Origin of the sequence: Streptococcus sp. LMAG:39 (genome assembly GCF_008680485.1) — a bacterium.
GTDB classification, from domain to species: Bacteria; Bacillota; Bacilli; order Lactobacillales; family Streptococcaceae; genus Streptococcus; species Streptococcus pasteurianus.
Genome location: NZ_NALE01000001.1, coordinates 1,458,318 through 1,480,494, shown reverse-complemented (window position 1 = coordinate 1,480,494; position 22,177 = coordinate 1,458,318). Strand labels below are relative to the sequence as shown.

Here is a 22,177-nt window from a genome sequence, read left to right as displayed (position 1 = left end):
CTCCTATTTTTCTAGAAAAGCTTCTAAACTAACTTCATCTTCAACCGTTGAGACTGGAATAGCCTTATCGATTTTACGAAGAAATCCGCTCAAAACTTTACCAGGACCAATTTCGATAACTTCTGTCATTCCAAGCTCACGCATTGTTTCGATAGAATCATAAAAACGAACAGACTCTTTAACTTGTCTAGCAAGTAAAGATTTAATATCAGCACGGTCCATAACTTTTGCTTCTGTATTGCCAATTAAAGGAACTTGAAATTCAGAAAACGTCACTTTATCAAGAACATCTACCAAACGTTCACTAGCAGATTGTAGTAAAGCAGTATGGAAAGGCCCTGAAACTTTCAAAGGAATCAAGCGTTTTACACCTGCTTCTTTTAGCAACTCAACGGCATAGTTAACGGCTTCTATTTCTCCACCGATAACGATTTGTGCAGGTGTATTGTAGTTAGCAGGTGTTACAATTCCCTTGCTAGAAGCCTTTTGACAAATTTCTTCAATCAATGAAGCCTCTGTATTCATGACAGCAACCATTTTTCCAGTACCAGCTGGCGCTGCTGTTTCCATAAATTCACCGCGCTTCGCAACAAGCGCAACGGCATCTTCAAAACTTAAAGCACCTGAAGCCACCAAAGCAGAATATTCACCAAGAGAAAGACCAGCCACCATATCAGGACGATATCCCTTTTCTTGTAACAAGCGGAAAATAGCAACCGAAGTTGTCAAAATCGCTGGTTGAGTATAGCGAGTTTGGTTGAGTTTATCTTCTTCATTGTTAATTAATTCATGAATATCATATCCGAGAATACTACTAGCTTGTTCAAAAGTTTCTCTAACAATAGGATATTTTCCATATAAATCATTTGCCATTCCAAGCTTTTGAGCCCCTTGACCGGCAAATAAAAAGGCTATTTTTGTCATTAAATCCTCCTAAGCGGGAAAATTGATTTATCTTATATTAATTTTTTTAGTCTTTATTACTAATCAGACCAACGTTCAGCTTCTTCTAAGATGATTTTTTGAGCACCATAGTAAAGGTCTTTTAAAATTTCTTCACAAGTTTCTTCTTTACGAATAAGCCCTGCAATCTGACCGGCCATAACTGAACCAGTAACAACATCACCGTCAACAACCGCATTACGTAAAGCACCGGCACCAAGCACTTCAATATCTTCTGCCGTCTTACGTCCAGCTAGAAAATCTTTTTCAGCATGGGCATATGATGTTGTTAATTTATTTTTGATAGCACGAACTGGGTGTCCAACAACTGACGCTGAAATAACTGTATCAATATCTTTTGCTTTTAAGATTTTATCTTTAAAATTTTGATGTGCATTAGATTCTTTAGAAACTGCAAAGCGTGTTCCAACTTGAATAGCTTCCGCACCAAGCATAAAGATTGCTGCAGCACCACGTCCGTCGCCAACACCACCAGCACCGATAACAGGAATATTTACCGCATCCACAACTTGACGAACAAGTGTCATTGTTGTCAATTTACCAATGTGCCCACCAGCTTCCATACCTTCTGCGATAACCGCATCAGCACCTAATTTTTCCATACGTTTTGCAAGAGCAACACTTGGAACAACCGGAATAACTGTAATACCTGCTTCATGGAAACGTTCCATGTATTTACCAGGGTTACCAGCACCTGTTGTGACAACTTTTACACCTTCTTCAATGACTAAATCTACAATATCATCAACAAATGGTGATAAAAGCATAATATTGACACCAAAAGGTTTGTCTGTAATTTTTTTAACTTTATCGATATTAGCTTTAACAACTTCCTTTGGGGCATTGCCACCACCGATAATACCTAAGCCACCAGCATTAGAAACAGCACCAGCTAAGTCGCCGTCAGCAACCCATGCCATTCCTCCTTGAAAAATTGGATATTTTATATTTAATAATTCTGTTATACGTGTTTTCATATTAAACCTTCTTAGTCTTTATAAAACAATAATTTGATAGTCAAACTATCATAATAAGAAGAGAGGGAGTAAGATAAGCACTAATGTCTTAGTTACATATCCCACAACCCTTCCTACTAAATATAGTGGAGTTAGTTTTTAGCACCAACTCCAGCCATGCTATTATTTTGTTTTTTCTTCAACGTAAGCAACCAAGTCACCTACAGTATTAAGACCTTCTTCAGTTTCAATTTGGATGTCGAATTCATCTTCGATTTCTGAAATAACTTGGAAAACATCAAGTGAATCAGCATCAAGTTCATCGAAAGTAGTTTCCAATTTTACTTCATCTGTCTCTTTACCAAGTTCTTCAACGATAATTTCTTGTACTTTTTCAAATACTGCCATGATTATTTCTCCTTATAAATATAAATAAAAATTTTATCTTGTGCTTATACACAAGTTTGTAACTAGATTTTAACAATTAGACTGCCCCATGTCAAACCTCCACCAAAAGCAGAGAAAAGAACTGTTTGTGAACCGTCTAATTTAATGTATCCTTTATCAACATACTCAGATAAAAGAATCGGAACACTTGCTGCACTGGTATTTCCATATTCCATCATGTTAGCTGGAAGTTTATCTACATCAACACCAATTTTTTTAGCAATTTTATCTAAAATACGGATATTAGCTTGGTGTAAAAACAAATAATCCAAATCTTCAGCTGCCACATCAGAAGCTTCAATTAAAGCCTTGATACTCTTAGAAACGTCACGGATTGCAAAATCAAAAATTGCTCTACCATCCATTTTTAAGAATTTATCATCAGTTTCTTCTTCTGAAAATGGCGAAGACAAGCCAACCTTCCCTGAAGTTAAACTAAACCCACGACTGCCGTCTGTGTGTAGTGATTCTGCTAAGAAATGTTTTGTTTCGGAAGCCTCAATCAAGACACCACCAGCACCATCTCCAAATAAAACTGAACTGCTACGTTCAGACCAGTCTAACGTTTTTGACAAAGTCTCAGCACCAATCACAATTCCTCTTTTGTACATACCTGACTGGATGAATTTATCCGCAGTTGCCAAAGCAAATACAAAACCACTACATGCTGCTGTCAAATCCATTGCAAAGGCATTAACCGCACCAACATTCGCTTGAATACGTGCCGCAGTAGAAGGCATTAAACTATCAGGGGTTATCGTTGCAACAATGATGAAGTCAATATCTTCAGCCGATAAACCAGCTTTAGAAATCAGTTGCTTGGCAACTTGTGTCCCCAAATCGCTAGTTGTTTCATTTCGGGTGATGTGCCGTCTTCTGATACCAGTACGTGATGAAATCCACTCATCACTAGTATCCATAATTGCCGACAAATCATCGTTTGTAATCACTTGTCCAGGGGCATAAGCTGCTGCCTGAGCAATTCTTGCAAATACCATTATTACATTAACTCCTCAAGAAACTTATGAAGATTCTTCAACCCTTGAGCCAAGGCTTCAAATTCCTCTTCATTCATATCTTCCGCAATATGGATAACCATATTTTTGTGGAATTTATGATGAAGTCTGTCTAGTAATCTTCCTTTTTTTGTCAAAGTTAAGTGAACAACACGGCGATCCAATTTTGAACGTCGTCTTTCAATATAACCTTTTGCCTCAAGTTTATTCAGGCTAGTGGTTATTGTTCCGAGCGTTAACATCAACTCACGAGCAATATCACTTGGAGTAACATTAGAATTTTTACCAATAATCTCAATGGTATGCATTTCTTTTAATGAAACATCATTGAACTGACTTGTTCTTAGACTTGTCTCTTCAATGACTTGAACACGATTAAAAATATCAACAAGGTATTCATTGATTCGATTATAATCCAAGACCTCACCTCCTAAATAAACTTTGACAGTCAAAGTATATCAAACATCAAAACATTTTGCAAGATATTTAAGAATCTTTCATTCAATAATTTTAAAATCAAATCATTCTCTTACATTATTTTCCTGAAAATTTTGGACGACGTTTTTCAGTAAAAGCACGGACGCCCTCTTTAAAGTCTTCTTTAAATGCTAGTTCTTCTTGAAGTTGCAATTCAAGTGATGTATAATCTTCCCAGCCTTCAAAAGATGCCTTCCATGACATTTCTTTAATCGCTCGGTAAGAATTTGCTGCGCCTCGTAACAAACGTTTTGTAAGTTGATTTGTTGTTCTTTCAAGCTTTTCAGATTCACATAGTCGGTAAACAATGCCATATTCAAGCGCTTTTTGGGCATTTAAACCTTCCCCAGTCATTGCCAATTGAATGGCACGAGTTGTACCAATTGCACGACTCATTAAGAAAAGCCCTCCAGCATCTGGCGCAAGACCTATACCAACAAAAGCTTGAATAAATTTAGCTTTTTCACTAGCAACAACAAAATCTGCAGCGACAGCCATATTTGCAGCTGCTCCCGCAACCGCACCATCTACACTCATAATAATTGGTTTTGGTAATTTTTTCATTACAAATGAAATTTTATTAACCAAACTAGCAATTTCAACCAATGATTCAACATTGTCAGATTCTACAGCACGTTGCATTTCTGCCAAATCACCGCCAATTGAAAAAACTTTTCCAACTGCCTTAATAACCAAAATCTTGACAGAATCCTCTGATTTAACGTTACCTAAAACCTCAAGAATCTCTTGACATGTCGGGATATTAAAACCGTTTGAAATATCAGGACGATTCAAGGTTAAAGTTGCCACTTCGCCCTTTTCATAAATAACATTATTAAAAGACATCTATTTACCTCCAATAAATAGGACAAAAATAGTTTGATGATTTAACTATTTAGCAAATGCTATTTTAGCATATTATTTCTTTTTTTATCAAGTAAAAACTGCTTATTTCACAAAATAATTTGATATATAAATAATTCAATAATCAAATAATTGTATTAAAAAAGTGGAAAACTAGCGATAATTGCTAACTTTCCACTACTTTTCAACAAGTGCTTCAAAAATCTGTGTCAAATTGTCAACCAATCGATTTGCCTTGCTTTGGTTCATTCCAAATAACTTATCCTCAATTGCCCAGACATGTAAGTCAGCAGAAATACCTGCTTGAATGCCTTTTTCACTATCCTCAATAACCAAAATATTATCCTGATTCGTTCTTAATTGCCGAGCAGCTTCCTGATAAATAGCTGGATGAGGTTTTCCTTTTGGAAACTCTTCCCCCGATAAAATAACTGAGAAGTACTCTCTCATCTTTGTATCGTCTAAAGCCTTTAAAATATCATGTTTTGTTGAACTTGATGCTAAGCCCAAACGATAACCATTATCATAAAGCTTCTTAATCACTTCAAAAGTATCTGCAAAAATTAAGTCCTTATAAGGAAGTGGGTGATTATGCTTATAAGTTGTATATTCTTCTTGCAATTGGTGAATATCCCAATTTTCATAATCATCACGTAAAATATCTCGCCAAATTTGTTTCATGTTTCCACCGATAAAAAAACTAAGTGGTAAATGCTTTATACTAATTCCTCTTTCAGCTAAAAATTTTTCACGTCTATGATAATAAAAAGTCTCTGTATCAAATAATACACCGTCCATATCAAAAATAATAGCATTAAAATTTTCCATTCTTTCATTATACTATCTTTTTCTTTTAAAAACTACTGACAAATTTTCAGAATTTTGCTATAATTGTTTACAAATTTATATTTTGGAGAAGTTCATGAAAGTAATCAAATTTGGTGGTAGCTCGCTCGCTTCTGCTGAGCAACTCAAAAAAGTATTGAACATTGTTAAATCAGACTCAGAACGACGCTTTGTCGTTGTATCTGCCCCAGGTAAGCGTAACGCTGAAGATACCAAGGTAACAGACGCCCTTATTAAATACTATAAAACATATACAGCTGGCGATGACGTTACTGCTGCGCAAGAATGGATTATCAATCGTTATCAAGCTATGGCAGACGAACTCGGTTTAAACTCTTCTATCGTGAGCAAAATTGCTGGTGCCATTACAAATCTTGCAACTCTTCCTATCGACGGAAATGATTTTCTTTATGATACTTTCCTAGCAGCTGGTGAGGACAATAACGCAAAACTCGTTGCGGAATACTTCCGTAAAAACGGTATTGCTGCTCGTTATGTTCACCCTAGAGAGGCTGGAATCATCGTATCTAGTGAACCAGGAAACGCTCGTATTCTTCCGTCAAGTTATGACAAACTTGAAGAATTACGTGATTCTGAAGAGGTCCTTGTTATCCCTGGCTTCTTTGGTGTAACAACTGATGGGCAAATTTGTACCTTCTCACGTGGTGGGTCAGATATTTCAGGTTCTATCGTTGCCGCTGGTGTTAAAGCTGATTTATATGAAAACTTTACTGATGTTAATGGTATTTTTGCAGCCCACCCAGGCGTTGTCCATAAACCTCACACTATTAAAGAGTTGACATATAGAGAAATGCGTGAGCTTGCCTATGCAGGGTTCTCTGTCCTACATGACGAAGCGTTGATTCCTGCTTACCGTGGTAAAATTCCACTTGTCATCAAAAATACTAATAATCCTGACCATCCAGGGACACGTATTACTTTAAAACACAGCGGACCTACAATTCCTGTCATCGGTATCGCTGCAGATGATAACTTCGCAAGTATCAACATGTCTAAATACCTCATGAACCGCGAAGTCGGATTTGGTCGAAAAGTCCTCCAAATTTTAGAAGACCTCAATATCCGTTGGGAACACATGCCTACAGGTATCGATGATATGTCAGTTATCGTCCGTGAACGCGAATTAACACCAATCAAAGAACAAGAAATTATCTCTTACCTCACACGAGAGTTAGGTGTTGATGAAGTTGATATCGAGCACAATCTTTCAATCATCATGATTGTTGGTGAAGACATGAAAAACCATATCGGGGTAACTGCTACAGCAACCAAGGCTCTTTCAGATAAACACATCAACCTTGAAATGATTTCTCAAGGTTCAAGTGAAGTTTCTGTCATGTTTGTAACCCAAACAGAACAAGAAAAACAAGCCGTCCGCTCTTTATATAATGCTTTCTTCATAGGAGACCAAGACTAATTCTACACACGAAACTCTGAGACAATAAAATCTCAGAGTTTTATTTTTTATGATAAACCTATTCCGTAGCAATGATATGACGGTCCAGGTTCTTGGCAATATCAGAAACAGAGTTGCCATTTTTTACATAAGCCTCTATTATAACAAGCTTATTTGTGATAAGATAACTTTTTATGTCTAACTTAATTTTACAAATTAGGGATTCAAACCTTGTTACCACAAAAACAAAACTCAAAAACTTTTGGAAACAGCTTTCAGTTACCTTTGATAATTAATTTTTGAAAGAATGAACGTTCCAAAACAAACTTACAACTCCTCTGTAAAAGGGGGAAATGAAGATTGATATTCATTTGATTATATTAACCAACTTAACAACACGTTCATTTAATTACGAAGCGCTAAATCATCTTGACATTCCTAACAACAATGGAAATATCGCCATTTCTGTCCATACCTATGAATTATATTCATGAACAATAGATAGCAGCGAAAGCCACAAAGACCACGGTAATAACAAATACAGTAGCTGTAATCTAGATACTCTAAACATCATCATGAATGACTTTACAAAGATTCAAAGCGAAAAAATGCTCCAATTACTATCAGTAAATTGGGGGCCTCAGATTTCAACAATACAGACGAATGCGTTGGGCAAAAGAGTACATGGCTCAGCTACTAGCATTGACTTTTTGTGTGTCCTTTGGGATAATAATGCTGATAATGACTACTCATCAAGCGAGAGTTTCGGATTTATTAGCCGTTCAACAAACAAACTTTATGACAGTTTCAACACTCATTAACTATGCCAAAAAGAATAGCTCAACTGATGCTAGCAGTACTGGTGATAATTCTGGTTCAGAAAAAGACTATCCTTTGAACAATTTGTTTGCTGCCAATGGAGCAAGCTACCAATCACAAGAAATTCCTAATGCTCTAAACTACATTAACATTGAAGCTAACACTAATAAATATGGCTTTGTTTAGAAGAAATCTATTGCTAACTTCTCTCTTAAACTTCAAGAAACGATACGAAACACTTTGCAAAAGGGAAAGACAGCCATAAAGTGAAACATCGAAAACTGACGAATGATTTTTTAAAATATGAACAGCATCAAGAAACGTTTGTAGAACACAGTAGTTTTTCGAAGACCGATACAAACTCTACCTTTATGCAGATAAAAGAAAACAATATGGGGTTGGGACTTTTTTACTAAATGATTAACTCAAAGCAAGCGACAATCTTCAAATTAACACAGAAAATCAATTTGTTCTCCATTATAGTATTTTTAAAATCCAACTGATACCAAAACCCCATTTTCATTTTTAGAAACCTATCCGCATGTTTTAAAAGGATTATCGCTGAGGCAGGTGAATTTACAAATCTCCTGATGGCTAGGAGCATCCATTTTCACACACCTAGATTAGGAAAACAGCAACAGGTTTTGAACAAGAAATCAATATCGTAGTTTACAACCAAATGTTTCCCTCAAAAAGCTATTTATGTCAATGGCAGCTATCAAGAGTTGAAATACCAAGAAAGTCAAGCATTTCTATCTGAAGAAAGCAGTCAGATTTTCGCACAACACAAAGGTAATGTGAAACTGGTCTTCAGCCAGATAAAGGCTCTCAGGTTACAATGTTTGTAACCTGAGAGCAAAAAAACAAATAACCATTAATATAGGATTGGGGCTTACGCCCAATAACCACCTTAAATACAACAGAAACACGAAGAGAACTAAAAAATAGAGACTCATACAAAAGGTGACTCTCTATTTTTTAGTTCTCAATCCTTTTTATCTCAGGCTCTTTTTGCATCTATATTATTCTATAGCCTTGTACTCTCCAAATAATGTTTTCAATATTTAGAAATTATTTTTAAACTCGTTAAAGAAGGGCTCAATCTGGGCTAGAAAAGCCTTTTTTCCCTCAAAGCGTTCCCCACGCATCACCTTCGCCAATTTCTCTCGTGCCTCTATTCCCAGTCGCTGCTCAACCGCTTGCAGCCGCTCCTGATAAGCCACATAATCCGCCAGATCCAGAAAACTTGTTTGTGCTAAACAATGCCCCACATCACTAATTTCCTCATATGGTAGCTGATTAAACTTGCGTTTCAGGCTTTCCTGATGACGAATCACATCCTTGAGATAGTTGGAAAACTTTGTTTTAAAATAAGAATAAAGGGACAACTCATCCTGCAACACGTCTGGCTTTTCTTGTAAAAGGCGGAAAAGAACCACCCGTCCCTCTTGTAACCAATCATCGTAGTCCCACAATTTAACAAAATAGTGACGACGCAATTTAAGTACAATCGGTTTAACTTTTTCAAAATAGGCTTCAAATGCTTCCATCATTTTCAAATCTCCTTAGAACTTAATTTCCCTACTTAAAAGGTATCACCATTATAAAAAGAAAAGTACAAAAAGACCATGACATTTTTGTCATGGTCAAAAAACTATGAAGTAACATAAAAAAGCAACAGCCTAGAACTGTCACTACCGTTTTTCTTACTCCGCCAGTAGGACTCGAACCTACGACATCATGATTAACAGTCATGCGCTACTACCAACTGAGCTATGGCGGATAAAAGCTAAGCGACTACCATATCTAACAGGGGGCAACCCCCAACTACTTCAGGCGTTCTAGGGCTTAACTGCTGTGTTCGGCATGGGAACAGGTGTATCTCCTAGGCTATCATCACTTAACTCTGATTGATTATCCAATCAAAATTGAATACCTATATATTCTAACAAGTTTCCGACACGCTGTCAATTCTTCTCAGTTACTTTGGATAAGTCCTCGAGCTATTAGTATTAGTCCGCTACATGTGTCACCACACTTCCACTCCTAACCTATCTACCTGATCATCTCTCAGGGCTCTTACTGATATTAAATCATGGGAAATCTCATCTTGAGGTGGGCTTCACACTTAGATGCTTTCAGCGTTTATCCCTTCCCTACATAGCTACCCAGCGATGCCTTTGGCAAGACAACTGGTACACCAGCGGTAAGTCCACTCTGGTCCTCTCGTACTAGGAGCAGATCCTCTCAAATTTCCTACGCCCGCGACGGATAGGGACCGAACTGTCTCACGACGTTCTGAACCCAGCTCGCGTGCCGCTTTAATGGGCGAACAGCCCAACCCTTGGGACCGACTACAGCCCCAGGATGCGACGAGCCGACATCGAGGTGCCAAACCTCCCCGTCGATGTGAACTCTTGGGGGAGATAAGCCTGTTATCCCCAGGGTAGCTTTTATCCGTTGAGCGATGGCCCTTCCATGCGGAACCACCGGATCACTAAGCCCGACTTTCGTCCCTGCTCGAGTTGTAGCTCTCGCAGTCAAGCTCCCTTATACCTTTACACTCTGCGAATGATTTCCAACCATTCTGAGGGAACCTTTGGGCGCCTCCGTTACCTTTTAGGAGGCGACCGCCCCAGTCAAACTGCCCGTCAGACACTGTCTCCGATAGGGATCACCTATCTAGGTTAGAGTAGCCATAACACAAGGGTAGTATCCCAACAACGCCTCCACCGAAACTAGCGTCCCGATTTCATAGGCTCCTACCTATCCTGTACATGTGGTACAGATACTCAATATCAAACTGCAGTAAAGCTCCATGGGGTCTTTCCGTCCTGTCGCGGGTAACCTGCATCTTCACAGGTACTAAAATTTCACCGAGTCTCTCGTTGAGACAGTGCCCAAATCATTACGCCTTTCGTGCGGGTCGGAACTTACCCGACAAGGAATTTCGCTACCTTAGGACCGTTATAGTTACGGCCGCCGTTTACTGGGGCTTCAATTCACACCTTCGCTTACGCTAAGCGCTCCTCTTAACCTTCCAGCACCGGGCAGGCGTCACCCCCTATACATCATCTTACGATTTAGCAGAGAGCTGTGTTTTTGATAAACAGTTGCTTGGGCCTATTCACTGCGGCTGACTTAAAGCCAGCGCCCCTTCTCCCGAAGTTACGGGGCCATTTTGCCGAGTTCCTTAACGAGAGTTCTCTCGCTCACCTGAGGCTACTCGCCTCGACTACCTGTGTCGGTTTGCGGTACGGGTAGAGTATAATTAACGCTAGAAGCTTTTCTTGGCAGTGTGACATCACTAACTTCGCTACTTAACTTCGCTCCCCATCACAGCTCAATGTTAGAGATACAAGCATTTGACTCATATCACACCTCACTGCTTAGACGTGCTCTTCCAATCGCACGCTTTAGTTAGCCTACTGCGTCCCTCCTTCACTATATACTCTAGTACAGGAATATCAACCTGTTGGCCATCGGATACACCTTTCGGTCTCTCCTTAGGTCCCGACTAACCCAGGGCGGACGAGCCTTCCCCTGGAAACCTTAGTCTTACGGTGGACAGGATTCTCACCTGTCTTTCGCTACTCATACCGGCATTCTCACTTCTATGCGTTCCAGCGCTCCTCACGGTACACCTTCTTCACACATAGAACGCTCTCCTACCATACCTATAATAGGTATCCACAGCTTCGGTAATATGTTTTAGCCCCGGTACATTTTCGGCGCAGGGTCACTCGACTAGTGAGCTATTACGCACTCTTTGAATGAATAGCTGCTTCTAAGCTAACATCCTAGTTGTCTGTGCAACCCCACATCCTTTTCCACTTAACATATATTTTGGGACCTTAGCTGGTGGTCTGGGCTGTTTCCCTTTCGACTACGGATCTTAGCACTCGCAGTCTGACTGCCGATTATATCTCATTGGCATTCGGAGTTTATCTGATATTGGTAATCCGGGATGGACCCCTCAATCAAACAGTGCTCTACCTCCAAGAGACTTAACATCGACGCTAGCCCTAAAGCTATTTCGGAGAGAACCAGCTATCTCCAAGTTCGTTTGGAATTTCTCCGCTACCCACAAGTCATCCAAGCACTTTTCAACGTGCCCTGGTTCGGGCCTCCAGTGAGTTTTACCTCACCTTCACCCTGCTCATGGGTAGGTCACATGGTTTCGGGTCTACGACATGATACTAAAGCGCCCTATTAAGACTCGGTTTCCCTACGGCTCCGTCTCTTCAACTTAACCTCGCATCATATCGTAACTCGCCGGTTCATTCTACAAAAGGCACGCTCTCACCCATTAACGGGCTCGAACTTGTTGTAGGCACACGGTTTCAGGTTCTATTTCACTCCCCTCCCGGGGTGCTTTTCACCTTTCCCTCACGGTACTGGTTCACTATCGGTCACTAGAGAGTATTTAGGGTTGGGAGATGGTCCTCCCGGATTCCGACGAGATTTCTCGTGTCTCGCCGTACTCAGGATACTGCTAGGGTTTAAGATTATTTCGATTACGAGGCTATTACTCTCTTTGGCTTACCTTCCCAGGTAATTCTTCTATAATCTTGCGTCCCACAACGCAGTCCTACAACCCCGATGTGTAAACACATCGGTTTGCCCTCTTGCCGTTTCGCTCGCCGCTACTAAGGCAATCGCGTTTGCTTTCTCTTCCTGCAGCTACTTAGATGTTTCAGTTCACTGCGTCTTCCTCTTCATTACCTTAACAGTAATGAGTGACATGCTTCACATGCCGGGTTCCCCCATTCGGACATCTCTGGATCAATGTTTACTTACAACTCCCCAAAGCATTTCGTCGTTAGTCACGTCCTTCATCGGCTTCTAGTGCCAAGGCATCCACCGTGCACCCTTATTAACTTAACCTTATTTTGGTCTATTGACCTTAAACTCATTAAATCACAGCGTTTCGGTTTATTTCTTGTTACTTTCTACAATTATTTCTAATTGTGGAATTTGATATAGATATTCAATTTTCAATGGACAATCACTTTGAATCTTTCGATTCAATGGAGCCTAGCGGGATCGAACCGCTGACCTCCTGCGTGCAAAGCAGGCGCTCTCCCAGCTGAGCTAAGGCCCCACAAGACCTCTCAAAACTAAACAAGACTACCAAACGTGCTTCCGTTTTTCCTTAGAAAGGAGGTGATCCAGCCGCACCTTCCGATACGGCTACCTTGTTACGACTTCACCCCAATCATCTATCCCACCTTAGGCGGCTGGCTCCTAAATGGTTACCTCACCGACTTCGGGTGTTACAAACTCTCGTGGTGTGACGGGCGGTGTGTACAAGGCCCGGGAACGTATTCACCGCGGCGTGCTGATCCGCGATTACTAGCGATTCCGACTTCATGTAGGCGAGTTGCAGCCTACAATCCGAACTGAGATTGGCTTTAAGAGATTTGCTTGCCGTCACCGACTTGCGACTCGTTGTACCAACCATTGTAGCACGTGTGTAGCCCAGGTCATAAGGGGCATGATGATTTGACGTCATCCCCACCTTCCTCCGGTTTATTACCGGCAGTCTCGCTAGAGTGCCCAACTAAATGATGGCAACTAACAATAGGGGTTGCGCTCGTTGCGGGACTTAACCCAACATCTCACGACACGAGCTGACGACAACCATGCACCACCTGTCACCGATGTTCCGAAGAAACTTTCTATCTCTAGAAATAGCATCGGGATGTCAAGACCTGGTAAGGTTCTTCGCGTTGCTTCGAATTAAACCACATGCTCCACCGCTTGTGCGGGCCCCCGTCAATTCCTTTGAGTTTCAACCTTGCGGTCGTACTCCCCAGGCGGAGTGCTTAATGCGTTAGCTGCGGCACTAAGCCCCGGAAAGGGCCTAACACCTAGCACTCATCGTTTACGGCGTGGACTACCAGGGTATCTAATCCTGTTTGCTCCCCACGCTTTCGAGCCTCAGCGTCAGTTACAGACCAGAGAGCCGCTTTCGCCACCGGTGTTCCTCCATATATCTACGCATTTCACCGCTACACATGGAATTCCACTCTCCCCTTCTGCACTCAAGTTTAACAGTTTCCAAAGCGAACAATGGTTAAGCCACTGCCTTTAACTTCAGACTTATTAAACCGCCTGCGCTCGCTTTACGCCCAATAAATCCGGACAACGCTCGGGACCTACGTATTACCGCGGCTGCTGGCACGTAGTTAGCCGTCCCTTTCTGGTAAGTTACCGTCACTGTGTGAACTTTCCACTCTCACACACGTTCTTCTCTTACAACAGAGCTTTACGATCCGAAAACCTTCTTCACTCACGCGGCGTTGCTCGGTCAGGGTTGCCCCCATTGCCGAAGATTCCCTACTGCTGCCTCCCGTAGGAGTCTGGGCCGTGTCTCAGTCCCAGTGTGGCCGATCACCCTCTCAGGTCGGCTATGTATCGTCGCCTTGGTGGGCCGTTACCCCACCAACTAGCTAATACAACGCAGGTCCATCTACTAGTGATGCAATTGCATCTTTCAAGCATCTAACATGTGTTAAACACTGTTATGCGGTATTAGCTATCGTTTCCAATAGTTATCCCCCGCTAGTAGGCAGGTTACCTACGCGTTACTCACCCGTTCGCAACTCCTTCTACTCTAGCAAGCTAAAGTAGTCAGCGTTCTACTTGCATGTATTAGGCACGCCGCCAGCGTTCGTCCTGAGCCAGGATCAAACTCTCATTTAATCTTGTTCTCATTCTGTCACTGACAGATTTATTTCTTAACAGGTCGATTTCTCAACCCGCACGTTTGGTTCGTCTTGTTCAGTTTTCAAAGGTCTTTGTCTCTCGTGAGACAACTTCTATATTCTATCAAATCTAAAACAGCTTGTCAACTACTTTTTTAAAGTTTTTTTCAAATCTGTTTCAATCTGATTACTGCTGAACATCTCGGACAACAGCTATATTAGTGTATCATCTCAAACTTACTTTGTCAACTTCTTTTTTAGATTTTCTGTAAGCCTGACTCCTGCTCTCTTACGACAGCTCAACTAGTATACTAAACTTAAGATAAACTGTCAACTACTTCTATCAACTTTTTTAAGTGTGGCTTGTCCCCCTCACGGGATGTAGTAGAGAATATGACTAAGGAGATTGTGGAAAAGGTGTAGGGGAGGCGTAAAAAGGGCGATTGGAGGCTGAAATTTAGATATGCAAAAAAGAGAAGGAAAACCTTCTCTTTGTCTTATAATTCTTTTTTATAAGCTTCTGCTTCTGCTTCTGTACAAAGAACAAAGTGTCCAGGTGTAATTTCACGCATTTCACGTGGTTGGCCATCTAGTTCTACACTTGGATCGTACTCTTCATGGATACGATTTCTTTCAGACTCTGGGTCTGGTTCTGGAATTGCAGTCAACAAGCTCTTAGTATATGGGTGAATTGGATGATTATAAACATCATCAGATGTTCCAATTTCAAGCATTTTACCCCAGTGCATAACCCCAATACGATCTGAGATGTATTTAACCATTGACAAATCGTGAGCGATAAAGAGATATGTTAAACCCTGTTCTCTTTGAAGTTTTTGCATAAGGTTAACAACTTGAGCTTGGATTGACACGTCAAGGGCTGAAATTGGTTCATCGGCAATGATGAACTTTGGTTCAACGGCAAGAGCACGAGCGATACCAATACGTTGACGTTGTCCACCTGAAAATTCATGTGGATAGCGTGTTGAATGGTCTTTGTTAAGTCCAACTAAAGCAAGTAAATCTTGAACTTTTTGGTCACGCTCTTCTTTACTGCTAACTAATTTATGGATGTCAAGTCCTTCCGCAACAATGTCACGAATTTTCATACGACCATTAAGACTAGCTTGTGGGTCTTGGAAAATCATTTGAGCATTTTTACGGAATTCGTGCAATTCTTTCCCTTTAAGGTGAGAGATAGTTTCACCATCAAAATCAATTTCACCTTTATTAATGTCATACAATTTCAAAATAGCACGACCAACGGTTGTCTTACCAGAACCTGATTCTCCAACAAGACCGAAAACTTCACCTTCGTAAATATCAAAACTGATATTATCAATAGCTTTTACTTCGTTCTTTTTACCTTCGTTAAAAGTCAATGATACATTTTTAAGTTCAACAAGCTTTTTTCTATTTTCAGTCATCAAGCTTTTCTCCCTTCAAGTTCTTTCCATTTTGCCCAACGTTTTTGAATTGGTAATGGTGGTGTTACTTTAGGTGCACGTTCATCTAACAACCATGTAGCTGCAAAATGCGTATCACTAACTTTAAACATTGGTGGTTCTTCCTCGTAGTCAATATCTAAAGCAAACTCATTACGTGGTGCAAAAGCATCACCTTTTGGTGGATTGAGGAGATCTGGCGGTGTACCTGGGATAGATTGAAGACTTCCTGCTTCAGTATCTGTTGTTGGCATTGAATTCAAAAGCCCCCAAGTATATGGATGTTGTGGGTTATAGAATACTTCATCTACTGTTCCATATTCAATAATCTTACCAGCATACATAACGGCAACACGATCAGCCATGCCCGCAACAACACCAAGGTCATGTGTGATAAAGACGATTGACGAACCACGTTCTTTTTGAATTTGTTTCATCAAATTCAAAATTTGTGCTTGAATGGTTACGTCCAAGGCTGTTGTAGGTTCATCAGCAATCAAAATATCTGGGTTTGCTGCCAAGGCAATCGCAATAACAGCACGTTGACGCATACCACCTGACCATTGGTGCGGATAATCATTAATATGTTCTTCTGCGTTTGGAATACCAACATTTTTCATGAGTTCCAAAGCACGTTTTAAAGCTTCTTGTTTAGAAACTTTTTCATGAATCATAATTGGTTCAGCTATTTGTTGACCAATTTTCATTGTTGGGTCAAGACTTGTCATAGGGTCTTGGAAAATCATTGCAATTTCATTTCCACGAACCTTAATCCATTCATCTTCTTTTAATTCTATTAATTTTTTACCTTTAAAATCGATGTCTCCTGTAACTTCTGCATTTGAAGCTGACAAGCCCATCAACGTTTTTGTTGTTACAGATTTACCTGAACCTGACTCACCAACAATGGCAAGCGTTTCGCCTTCTTTTAAGTCAAAGCTGACATCACGAATAGCTTTAATTTCCCCAGCATAGGTATGGAAATCTACACGGAGGTTTTTAACTTGTAAAATTGTTTCTTCAGTCATAGTTTTTCCTCCTAACGATCACCAGATTTTGGATCGAATGCATCACGAAGTCCATCACCTAATAAGATGAAGGCAAGTGAGATCAATACCAAAGCAAGGGCTGGTAAAATAACTTGATAAGGGTAATATTGTAAATATTCTTGGGCATCAGTAATCAATGAACCAAGTGATGCTGTAGGTGGTTTCACCCCAAGGTTGATAGCTGAAAGAACAGCTTCGTACATGATGGCACTCGGAACTGTCATCATGATTTGAACAATAATAATCCCTGAAATATTTGGAAGAATATGTTTAAAAGCAATTTTTGGCGCACTTTCACCCAATGAACGAGCTGCAAGAACAAACTCTTGTTCACGATAAGAAAGTGTTAAGTTACGCACTTGACGAGCCATTGAAGTCCAACCGACAATAGCAATTGAAATGATGATTGATGTGACACCATTACCAAGCAAAAGCCCTAGCATTGTTACAATAACCAAGTTAGGAATTGATGAAATAACTTCAATGATACGTTGCATAATCATATCGACTTTACCGCCGACATAACCTGAAATTAAACCGTATGTTACACCAATCAAGAGGTCAATCAAAGTAGCTACGATTGCGATAAGAAGGGAAATACGAACACCGACAATAATACGTTTGGCGATACTACGTCCCAAATTATCAGTACCTAAAATGAATTTTGTTCCTTCTGGTACACCTTGGTCAGCATAAACATCTGTTGCTTCTGTACTCCCAGAATAAGTAATTGTCCCATTCCAGAATGGAAGATTATCGCTAATTTTGGGTGGAAGGTTACGATATGTTGTAACTTCTTTTGTGTTAAATGCATTAGCATCATCACGCGGAACTAACACGACTGAAATCATTGAAAAGACAATCAAGATAGCCAAGAACCACATTGAAACGACAGCTAATTTATTTTTTTTCAAACGACGCCAAGCATCTTGCATGAAAGAAAGAGCAGGCTTTTCGATTTTTTCTTGTGAGCTGGCTGAACCAACACCAACAAGTTTAAATTCTCTATTTTTTTCTGCCATATTATTCTCCTTACTGCAAGCGTACACGAGGGTCAACAATACTTGTTGCAATATCTGTTACCAAAATGGCAACCATCAACATCATTGCATATACAATAGTTGTCCCCATGATTACTGGGTAGTCTTTAGCTGGAATAGATGTGACAAATTGTTGACCAATTCCTGGAATTGAGAAAATTTGTTCAATCAATGCTGAACCTGTCAAAAGGTTTGCTGCCATAGGTCCAACCAAAGTTAAGACTGGAATCATTGAGTTACGGTAAGCGTGCTTACGAGTTACTTGACGTTTAGTCAACCCTTTAGCAGTTGCTAATTGGATATAATCTGAACTCAATGTTTCAATCATTTGTCCCCTGAAGAAACGTGTTACTTGAGCAAATACTGGAATTGCCAAGGCAAGTGATGGCATGACAGTCTGTGCAAATGTTCCCCAACCAGCAAGTGGGAATAGGCTCCATTTGAAACCAAGAAGTACCAAAAGGAAAAGACCGATAATGAATGAAGGCACAGAAATACCTAATGTTGAGATAACACTAAGGACGCCGTCAATCCAGTTATTTTTGTTACGTGCTGAAGCAGCACCAACCAAAATACCAGCAATAAACCCAATAACAAGCGCTTGAACACCAAGTTGGATAGAAACGCCCAAACGTTGTGAAATCAAACGTGATACCGGTTGGTTAATTGATTGGTAACTTGTACCAAAGTCACCGTGAAGAACATTCCAAAGATAAGTAAGGTATTGTTGCCATACTGGCTTATCCAAACCATATTGTTTGTTCATTAGAGCAATCATCTCATCAGTCAGTTTGGGATTATTGTAAGGTGTCCCAGGCATAACTTGCATGAGGAAAAACGATAGGGTGACCACGACCCAGAGTGTTATAAGCAGAATCGCAACACGTTTAAGAATGTATTTTACCATAATATTTCCTTCTCTTTATTGCTTTTGTTGGCAGGAGAAAAAATTTCCTGTCAACAAAAGCAAGAATTGGTCGCAACCAATTCTTGCCCAATATAGTCACTATTAAAGATTAATCCTCTTTATAAGCGTATGTAAAGTCAACTTGTAATCCAGTAGAATTACGAACAAGTCCCTTGATTGATGGGTTTTGAAGTGATTTTGTACTGCGGAAGTAAAGTGGGTTATAGTGAGCATTGTTATAAAGCTCTGCTTCCGCTGTCTTATAATCTTCAGCTGCTGCTGCTGGATCTAAAGCATCTGTTGTAAGAGCTTTTTGATAGGCAGCGTCATAAGTAGCATCAGAAATTTTACCATAGTTATATGAAGAAGTTGAAGTAAATAATCCGTAGAAAGTAGATCCTTCTGGGTAATCACCAGTCCAAAGTGTCATTACAATATCAAAGTTTTGATTTTTTGAATCTTGTAGACGTTGTTTGAAAGTCACAAGTTTTTCTTCAACTGTTAAACCAGGTAGAGCATCTTCCCAAGTTTGCTTGATATAGTCTACTGTCGCTTTAGCAACTGGCGAATCAGAATCTGCTGTAATCGTTAAAGTAACTGAGTCAGTTCCAAGTTCAGCTAAACCTTCTTTAAAAAGCTTATCAGCTTCTTTTTCATCATAACTATAATCAGCGGCCACATATTTAGACAAATCAGTTCCATCTGGTAACGTTTCTAACCCCGTAGGAGCTAGTGCATTAGCCACTGTAGAACCTGTATCAATAGCTGCTTTGACAATACCTTCACGGTCAGTTGCTAAATTAAGCGCTTGACGAATTTTTGTATTTGTCAAGGCTTCTGTTGAACCTGATTCATTGTAAACCATGTAAGCTGTTGTTGCTTCAGGAACATCTACAACATCATCACGGTTTTTATTAGCGTTGTAGATTGCATCTGTTCCTGAAATGCTAGCTGTATCAAGCTCACCGTCTTTATACATTTGTACGGCTGTGTCAGCTTTCTTAACAGTTTGAACGTTTACTTTCTTCGTTTTAACATTATCAGCATCCCAATAATATTTGTTTTTCACAAGTGTAAATGTCCCACTTGTTCCATTCCAATCTTCAACTGTATATGGACCAGAATACAACGCTTTTTCAGAAGTTGTTGCGTAATCATCTCCAGTTTTTTCAACAAATTCTTTGCTTTGTGGCATAAAGTTAGCGAACGAAAGTAGGCTCATAAACTGTGGCGATGGGCTAGATAGTGTAAAGATGACTTTATTCCCATCAGCTTTGACTCCTAGCTCGTCAACACCTTTTGTTCCAGCAATAACCTCATCAGCATTTAAGACATGTGCATCTGATACAAGATAAGCATACTCTGAAGCTGTTGATGGATCAACAATACGTTGCCATGTATAAACGAAATCTTCGGCTGTTAAGTCACTACCATCAGACCATTTTAAATTATCACGCAATGTTGCTGTATAAGTCAAACCATCATCAGATACCTCTACTTTTTCAGCCAAATCCGGCTGTAAGTCTCCGTCCTCATCACGACGAAGAAGGTTACTTCCTGAATTTCCGATAGCAATTGATGAATAAGCATCCGTAACTTTCGAAATATCCAAAGTGCTAATTTCTGTTGGTGTATACCAATTAATTTCATCACTACTTGATGATGACGATGAACTACTACCTCCACAGGCTGCTAAAGATGCTGCTGAAAATAGGGTAATCGCCCCCAATCCAATGCGCTTCCATGCTTTACGTTTTAATGACATGTGACGCTCCTCCTGATATTCTCTCTAAAATTATATTATTTGACAAATAGAATTATATCATAAACTTTTCTTAAAGAAAATACTTTTGTCAGAATTTTTTGTCAGATTATCTAACACGATAATTATATGGTATAATCATAATGATTAATTTTTTTACAAAGGATGGAACTTCTAATGAAGAAGATTTTTGCGTTTTTTGCAATTTTTCTGACTTTTCTTGCAGTAGGAAGCAAAGTTAGCGCAGATGATGATTTTGATGTATCTGCCGAACACGCTATTGCTGTTGAAGCTACCACAGGAAAAGTATTGTATGAAAAAGATGCAACCACACCTGACGGAATTGCATCTATGACCAAGATTTTAACTGTTTACTTAGTTTATAAGGCTATTGATGAAGGAAAAATTTCTTGGGATACCAAAGTTTCTATTTCAGATTATGCTTATAATTTGACAGCGAATTCTGATGCTAGTAATGTTCCTATGGAAGCACGCGAATATACGGTTGAACAACTTGTAAATGCAGCAATGGTCGCTAGTGCAAACAGCGCAGCTATTGCCCTTGCAGAACAAATCGGCGGTACTGAAAGTAAATTTGTCGATATGATGAAAGCACAATTGGAAGCATGGGGCATCACAGATGCCACAATTGTCAATGCCTCTGGTCTTAATAATAGTTATCTTGGTGATAATATCTACCCAGGTTCAAGTTCAACTGATGAAAATATGATGAGCGCTCGAGATGTTGCTATTATTGCTCAGCACTTAATCACTGAGTATCCCGATATTTTAAAAATCACAAGTCAAACAACTGCTGACTTTGATGGCACTACGATGAATACCTACAACTATATGTTAGAAGGTATGCCATATGAACGCTCAGGGGTTGACGGTCTTAAAACAGGTACGACAGAATTAGCTGGCGCTTCTTTTGTGGCTACTTCAACTGAAAATGGTATGCGTATTATTTCTGTTGTTATGAATGCAGATGGTTGGGAAGATGATGAATACGCTCGTTTTGAAGCAACAAATGACTTGCTAGATTATGTCAAATCAAACTATGAAATGGTGACACTTGTTAAAGCAGGGAAATCTTACCAAAGTAGTAAAGCTACGGTTAATGACGGTAAAGCAAAATCAGTTGCTGCTGTCGCTTCTGAAGATTTAAAAGTTGTCCGTCGTATTAATACTGATGTTTCTGCTGATTTTTCAACTAATGCAGACGGCTATGATGCTCCTATTACTAAAGGGCAAAAAGTTGGAACCATTACTTATAATGACACCCAAATTGTAGGAACTGGTTATCTTGATTCTGAACCAAGTGTAACTGCAGTTGCTAAGACAGATGTTGATAGAAGTATTTTCTTCAAGGTATGGTGGAATCACTTCGTCACTTTTGTTAATGAAAAACTTTAATTTTCATATATAAAAGAGGCAAGCCTTTGGCTTGTCTCTTTTA

General features: G+C 39.8%; 17 protein-coding genes, 2 tRNA genes and 3 rRNA genes. 4 read left to right on the top strand and 18 right to left on the bottom strand.

Translation table 11 applies throughout. The features are described from left to right. Positions 1–3 precede the first annotated feature (3 nt). The 7 genes from fabD to CCC20_RS07540 all read right to left on the bottom strand — a co-directional run bounded on the left by fabD (position 4) and on the right by CCC20_RS07540 (position 5,551). Positions 4–924 carry an ACP S-malonyltransferase gene (gene fabD, locus CCC20_RS07570; protein WP_117575807.1) on the bottom strand — a complete coding sequence of 307 codons (921 nt, stop codon included), beginning with the start codon at positions 922–924 and terminating at the stop codon, positions 4–6. A gap of 59 nt (positions 925–983) precedes the next feature. Next, positions 984–1,940 (bottom strand): enoyl-[acyl-carrier-protein] reductase FabK, encoded by a 957-nt coding sequence (gene fabK, locus CCC20_RS07565; RefSeq protein WP_003063349.1) that lies wholly within the window; start codon positions 1,938–1,940, stop codon positions 984–986. Positions 1,941–2,102: 162 nt separating this feature from the next. Next, entirely contained in the window at positions 2,103–2,327 is a 225-nt protein-coding gene (locus tag CCC20_RS07560) for an acyl carrier protein (protein ID WP_003063346.1), read from the bottom strand. A 62-nt stretch (positions 2,328–2,389) separates the two neighbouring features. Beyond that, on the bottom strand, positions 2,390–3,364 hold the full coding sequence (locus CCC20_RS07555) for a beta-ketoacyl-ACP synthase III (RefSeq protein ID WP_058692741.1): 975 nt from the start codon (positions 3,362–3,364) through the stop codon (positions 2,390–2,392). Between the two features lie 2 nt (positions 3,365–3,366). Then, complete coding sequence (gene fabT, locus CCC20_RS07550) at positions 3,367–3,801, bottom strand: fatty acid biosynthesis transcriptional regulator FabT (protein WP_012961424.1); 435 nt, start codon at positions 3,799–3,801, stop codon at positions 3,367–3,369. 115 nt (positions 3,802–3,916) lie between these two features. Beyond that, complete coding sequence (locus CCC20_RS07545) at positions 3,917–4,705, bottom strand: enoyl-CoA hydratase (RefSeq protein WP_003063335.1); 789 nt, start codon at positions 4,703–4,705, stop codon at positions 3,917–3,919. Positions 4,706–4,900: 195 nt separating this feature from the next. Next, positions 4,901–5,551 (bottom strand): HAD family hydrolase, encoded by a 651-nt coding sequence (locus tag CCC20_RS07540; RefSeq protein WP_003063332.1) that lies wholly within the window; start codon positions 5,549–5,551, stop codon positions 4,901–4,903. Positions 5,552–5,645: 94 nt separating this feature from the next. Here CCC20_RS07540 and CCC20_RS07535 point away from each other — a divergent pair, with 94 nt between their 5' ends. The 3 genes from CCC20_RS07535 to CCC20_RS07525 all read left to right on the top strand — a co-directional run bounded on the left by CCC20_RS07535 (position 5,646) and on the right by CCC20_RS07525 (position 7,991). Beyond that, positions 5,646–7,007, top strand: coding sequence for an aspartate kinase (locus tag CCC20_RS07535; RefSeq protein WP_058692740.1), 1,362 nt, complete (start codon positions 5,646–5,648; stop codon positions 7,005–7,007). Positions 7,008–7,339: 332 nt separating this feature from the next. After that, complete coding sequence (locus tag CCC20_RS07530; protein WP_013851467.1) at positions 7,340–7,480, top strand: hypothetical protein; 141 nt, start codon at positions 7,340–7,342, stop codon at positions 7,478–7,480. Positions 7,481–7,727: 247 nt separating this feature from the next. Continuing rightward, positions 7,728–7,991, top strand: a complete 264-nt coding sequence (locus tag CCC20_RS07525; RefSeq protein ID WP_117479781.1) for a hypothetical protein — start codon at positions 7,728–7,730, stop codon at positions 7,989–7,991. A gap of 878 nt (positions 7,992–8,869) precedes the next feature. Here CCC20_RS07525 and CCC20_RS07520 read toward each other — a convergent pair. The 11 genes from CCC20_RS07520 to CCC20_RS07470 form a co-directional block, all read right to left on the bottom strand. Then, a complete protein-coding gene (locus tag CCC20_RS07520; protein ID WP_043910355.1) occupies positions 8,870–9,355 on the bottom strand; it encodes a sigma-70 RNA polymerase sigma factor region 4 domain-containing protein in 486 nt (161 codons plus the stop codon). Positions 9,356–9,514: 159 nt separating this feature from the next. Further along, positions 9,515–9,588, bottom strand: a tRNA-Asn gene (locus CCC20_RS07515). 5 nt (positions 9,589–9,593) lie between these two features. Then, positions 9,594–9,709: ribosomal RNA gene (rrf, locus tag CCC20_RS07510) — 5S ribosomal RNA — on the bottom strand. Between the two features lie 82 nt (positions 9,710–9,791). Then, positions 9,792–12,692: ribosomal RNA gene (locus CCC20_RS07505) — 23S ribosomal RNA — on the bottom strand. Between the two features lie 144 nt (positions 12,693–12,836). Beyond that, positions 12,837–12,909 (bottom strand) — tRNA-Ala (locus CCC20_RS07500). Between the two features lie 55 nt (positions 12,910–12,964). Beyond that, a 16S ribosomal RNA gene (locus tag CCC20_RS07495) occupies positions 12,965–14,513 on the bottom strand. The 16S, 23S and 5S rRNA genes sit together here with 2 tRNA genes alongside, the layout of an rRNA operon. A 499-nt stretch (positions 14,514–15,012) precedes the next feature. Then, the gene (locus CCC20_RS07490; RefSeq protein ID WP_058692739.1) at positions 15,013–15,942 is read right to left on the bottom strand and encodes an ABC transporter ATP-binding protein; all 930 of its coding nucleotides are present in this window, start codon (positions 15,940–15,942) and stop codon (positions 15,013–15,015) included. After that, positions 15,942–16,988: an ABC transporter ATP-binding protein gene (locus CCC20_RS07485; RefSeq protein WP_058692738.1), complete on the bottom strand. Its 1,047-nt coding sequence runs from the start codon at positions 16,986–16,988 to the stop codon at positions 15,942–15,944. The genes CCC20_RS07490 and CCC20_RS07485 overlap by 1 nt, the downstream gene beginning before the upstream one ends. An 11-nt stretch (positions 16,989–16,999) precedes the next feature. Further along, positions 17,000–18,031, bottom strand: a complete 1,032-nt coding sequence (locus CCC20_RS07480; RefSeq protein ID WP_013851463.1) for an ABC transporter permease — start codon at positions 18,029–18,031, stop codon at positions 17,000–17,002. A gap of 10 nt (positions 18,032–18,041) precedes the next feature. Further along, positions 18,042–18,956, bottom strand: a complete 915-nt coding sequence (locus CCC20_RS07475; RefSeq protein WP_003063307.1) for an ABC transporter permease — start codon at positions 18,954–18,956, stop codon at positions 18,042–18,044. A gap of 109 nt (positions 18,957–19,065) precedes the next feature. After that, positions 19,066–20,721 carry a peptide ABC transporter substrate-binding protein gene (locus CCC20_RS07470; RefSeq protein WP_287179814.1) on the bottom strand — a complete coding sequence of 552 codons (1,656 nt, stop codon included), beginning with the start codon at positions 20,719–20,721 and terminating at the stop codon, positions 19,066–19,068. Positions 20,722–20,895: 174 nt separating this feature from the next. Between CCC20_RS07470 and pbp3 the strand changes: the two genes are divergently transcribed. Then, entirely contained in the window at positions 20,896–22,134 is a 1,239-nt protein-coding gene (gene pbp3 / locus CCC20_RS07465) for a D-alanyl-D-alanine carboxypeptidase PBP3 (protein ID WP_058692737.1), read from the top strand. The last annotated feature ends 43 nt before the right edge of the window (positions 22,135–22,177 follow it).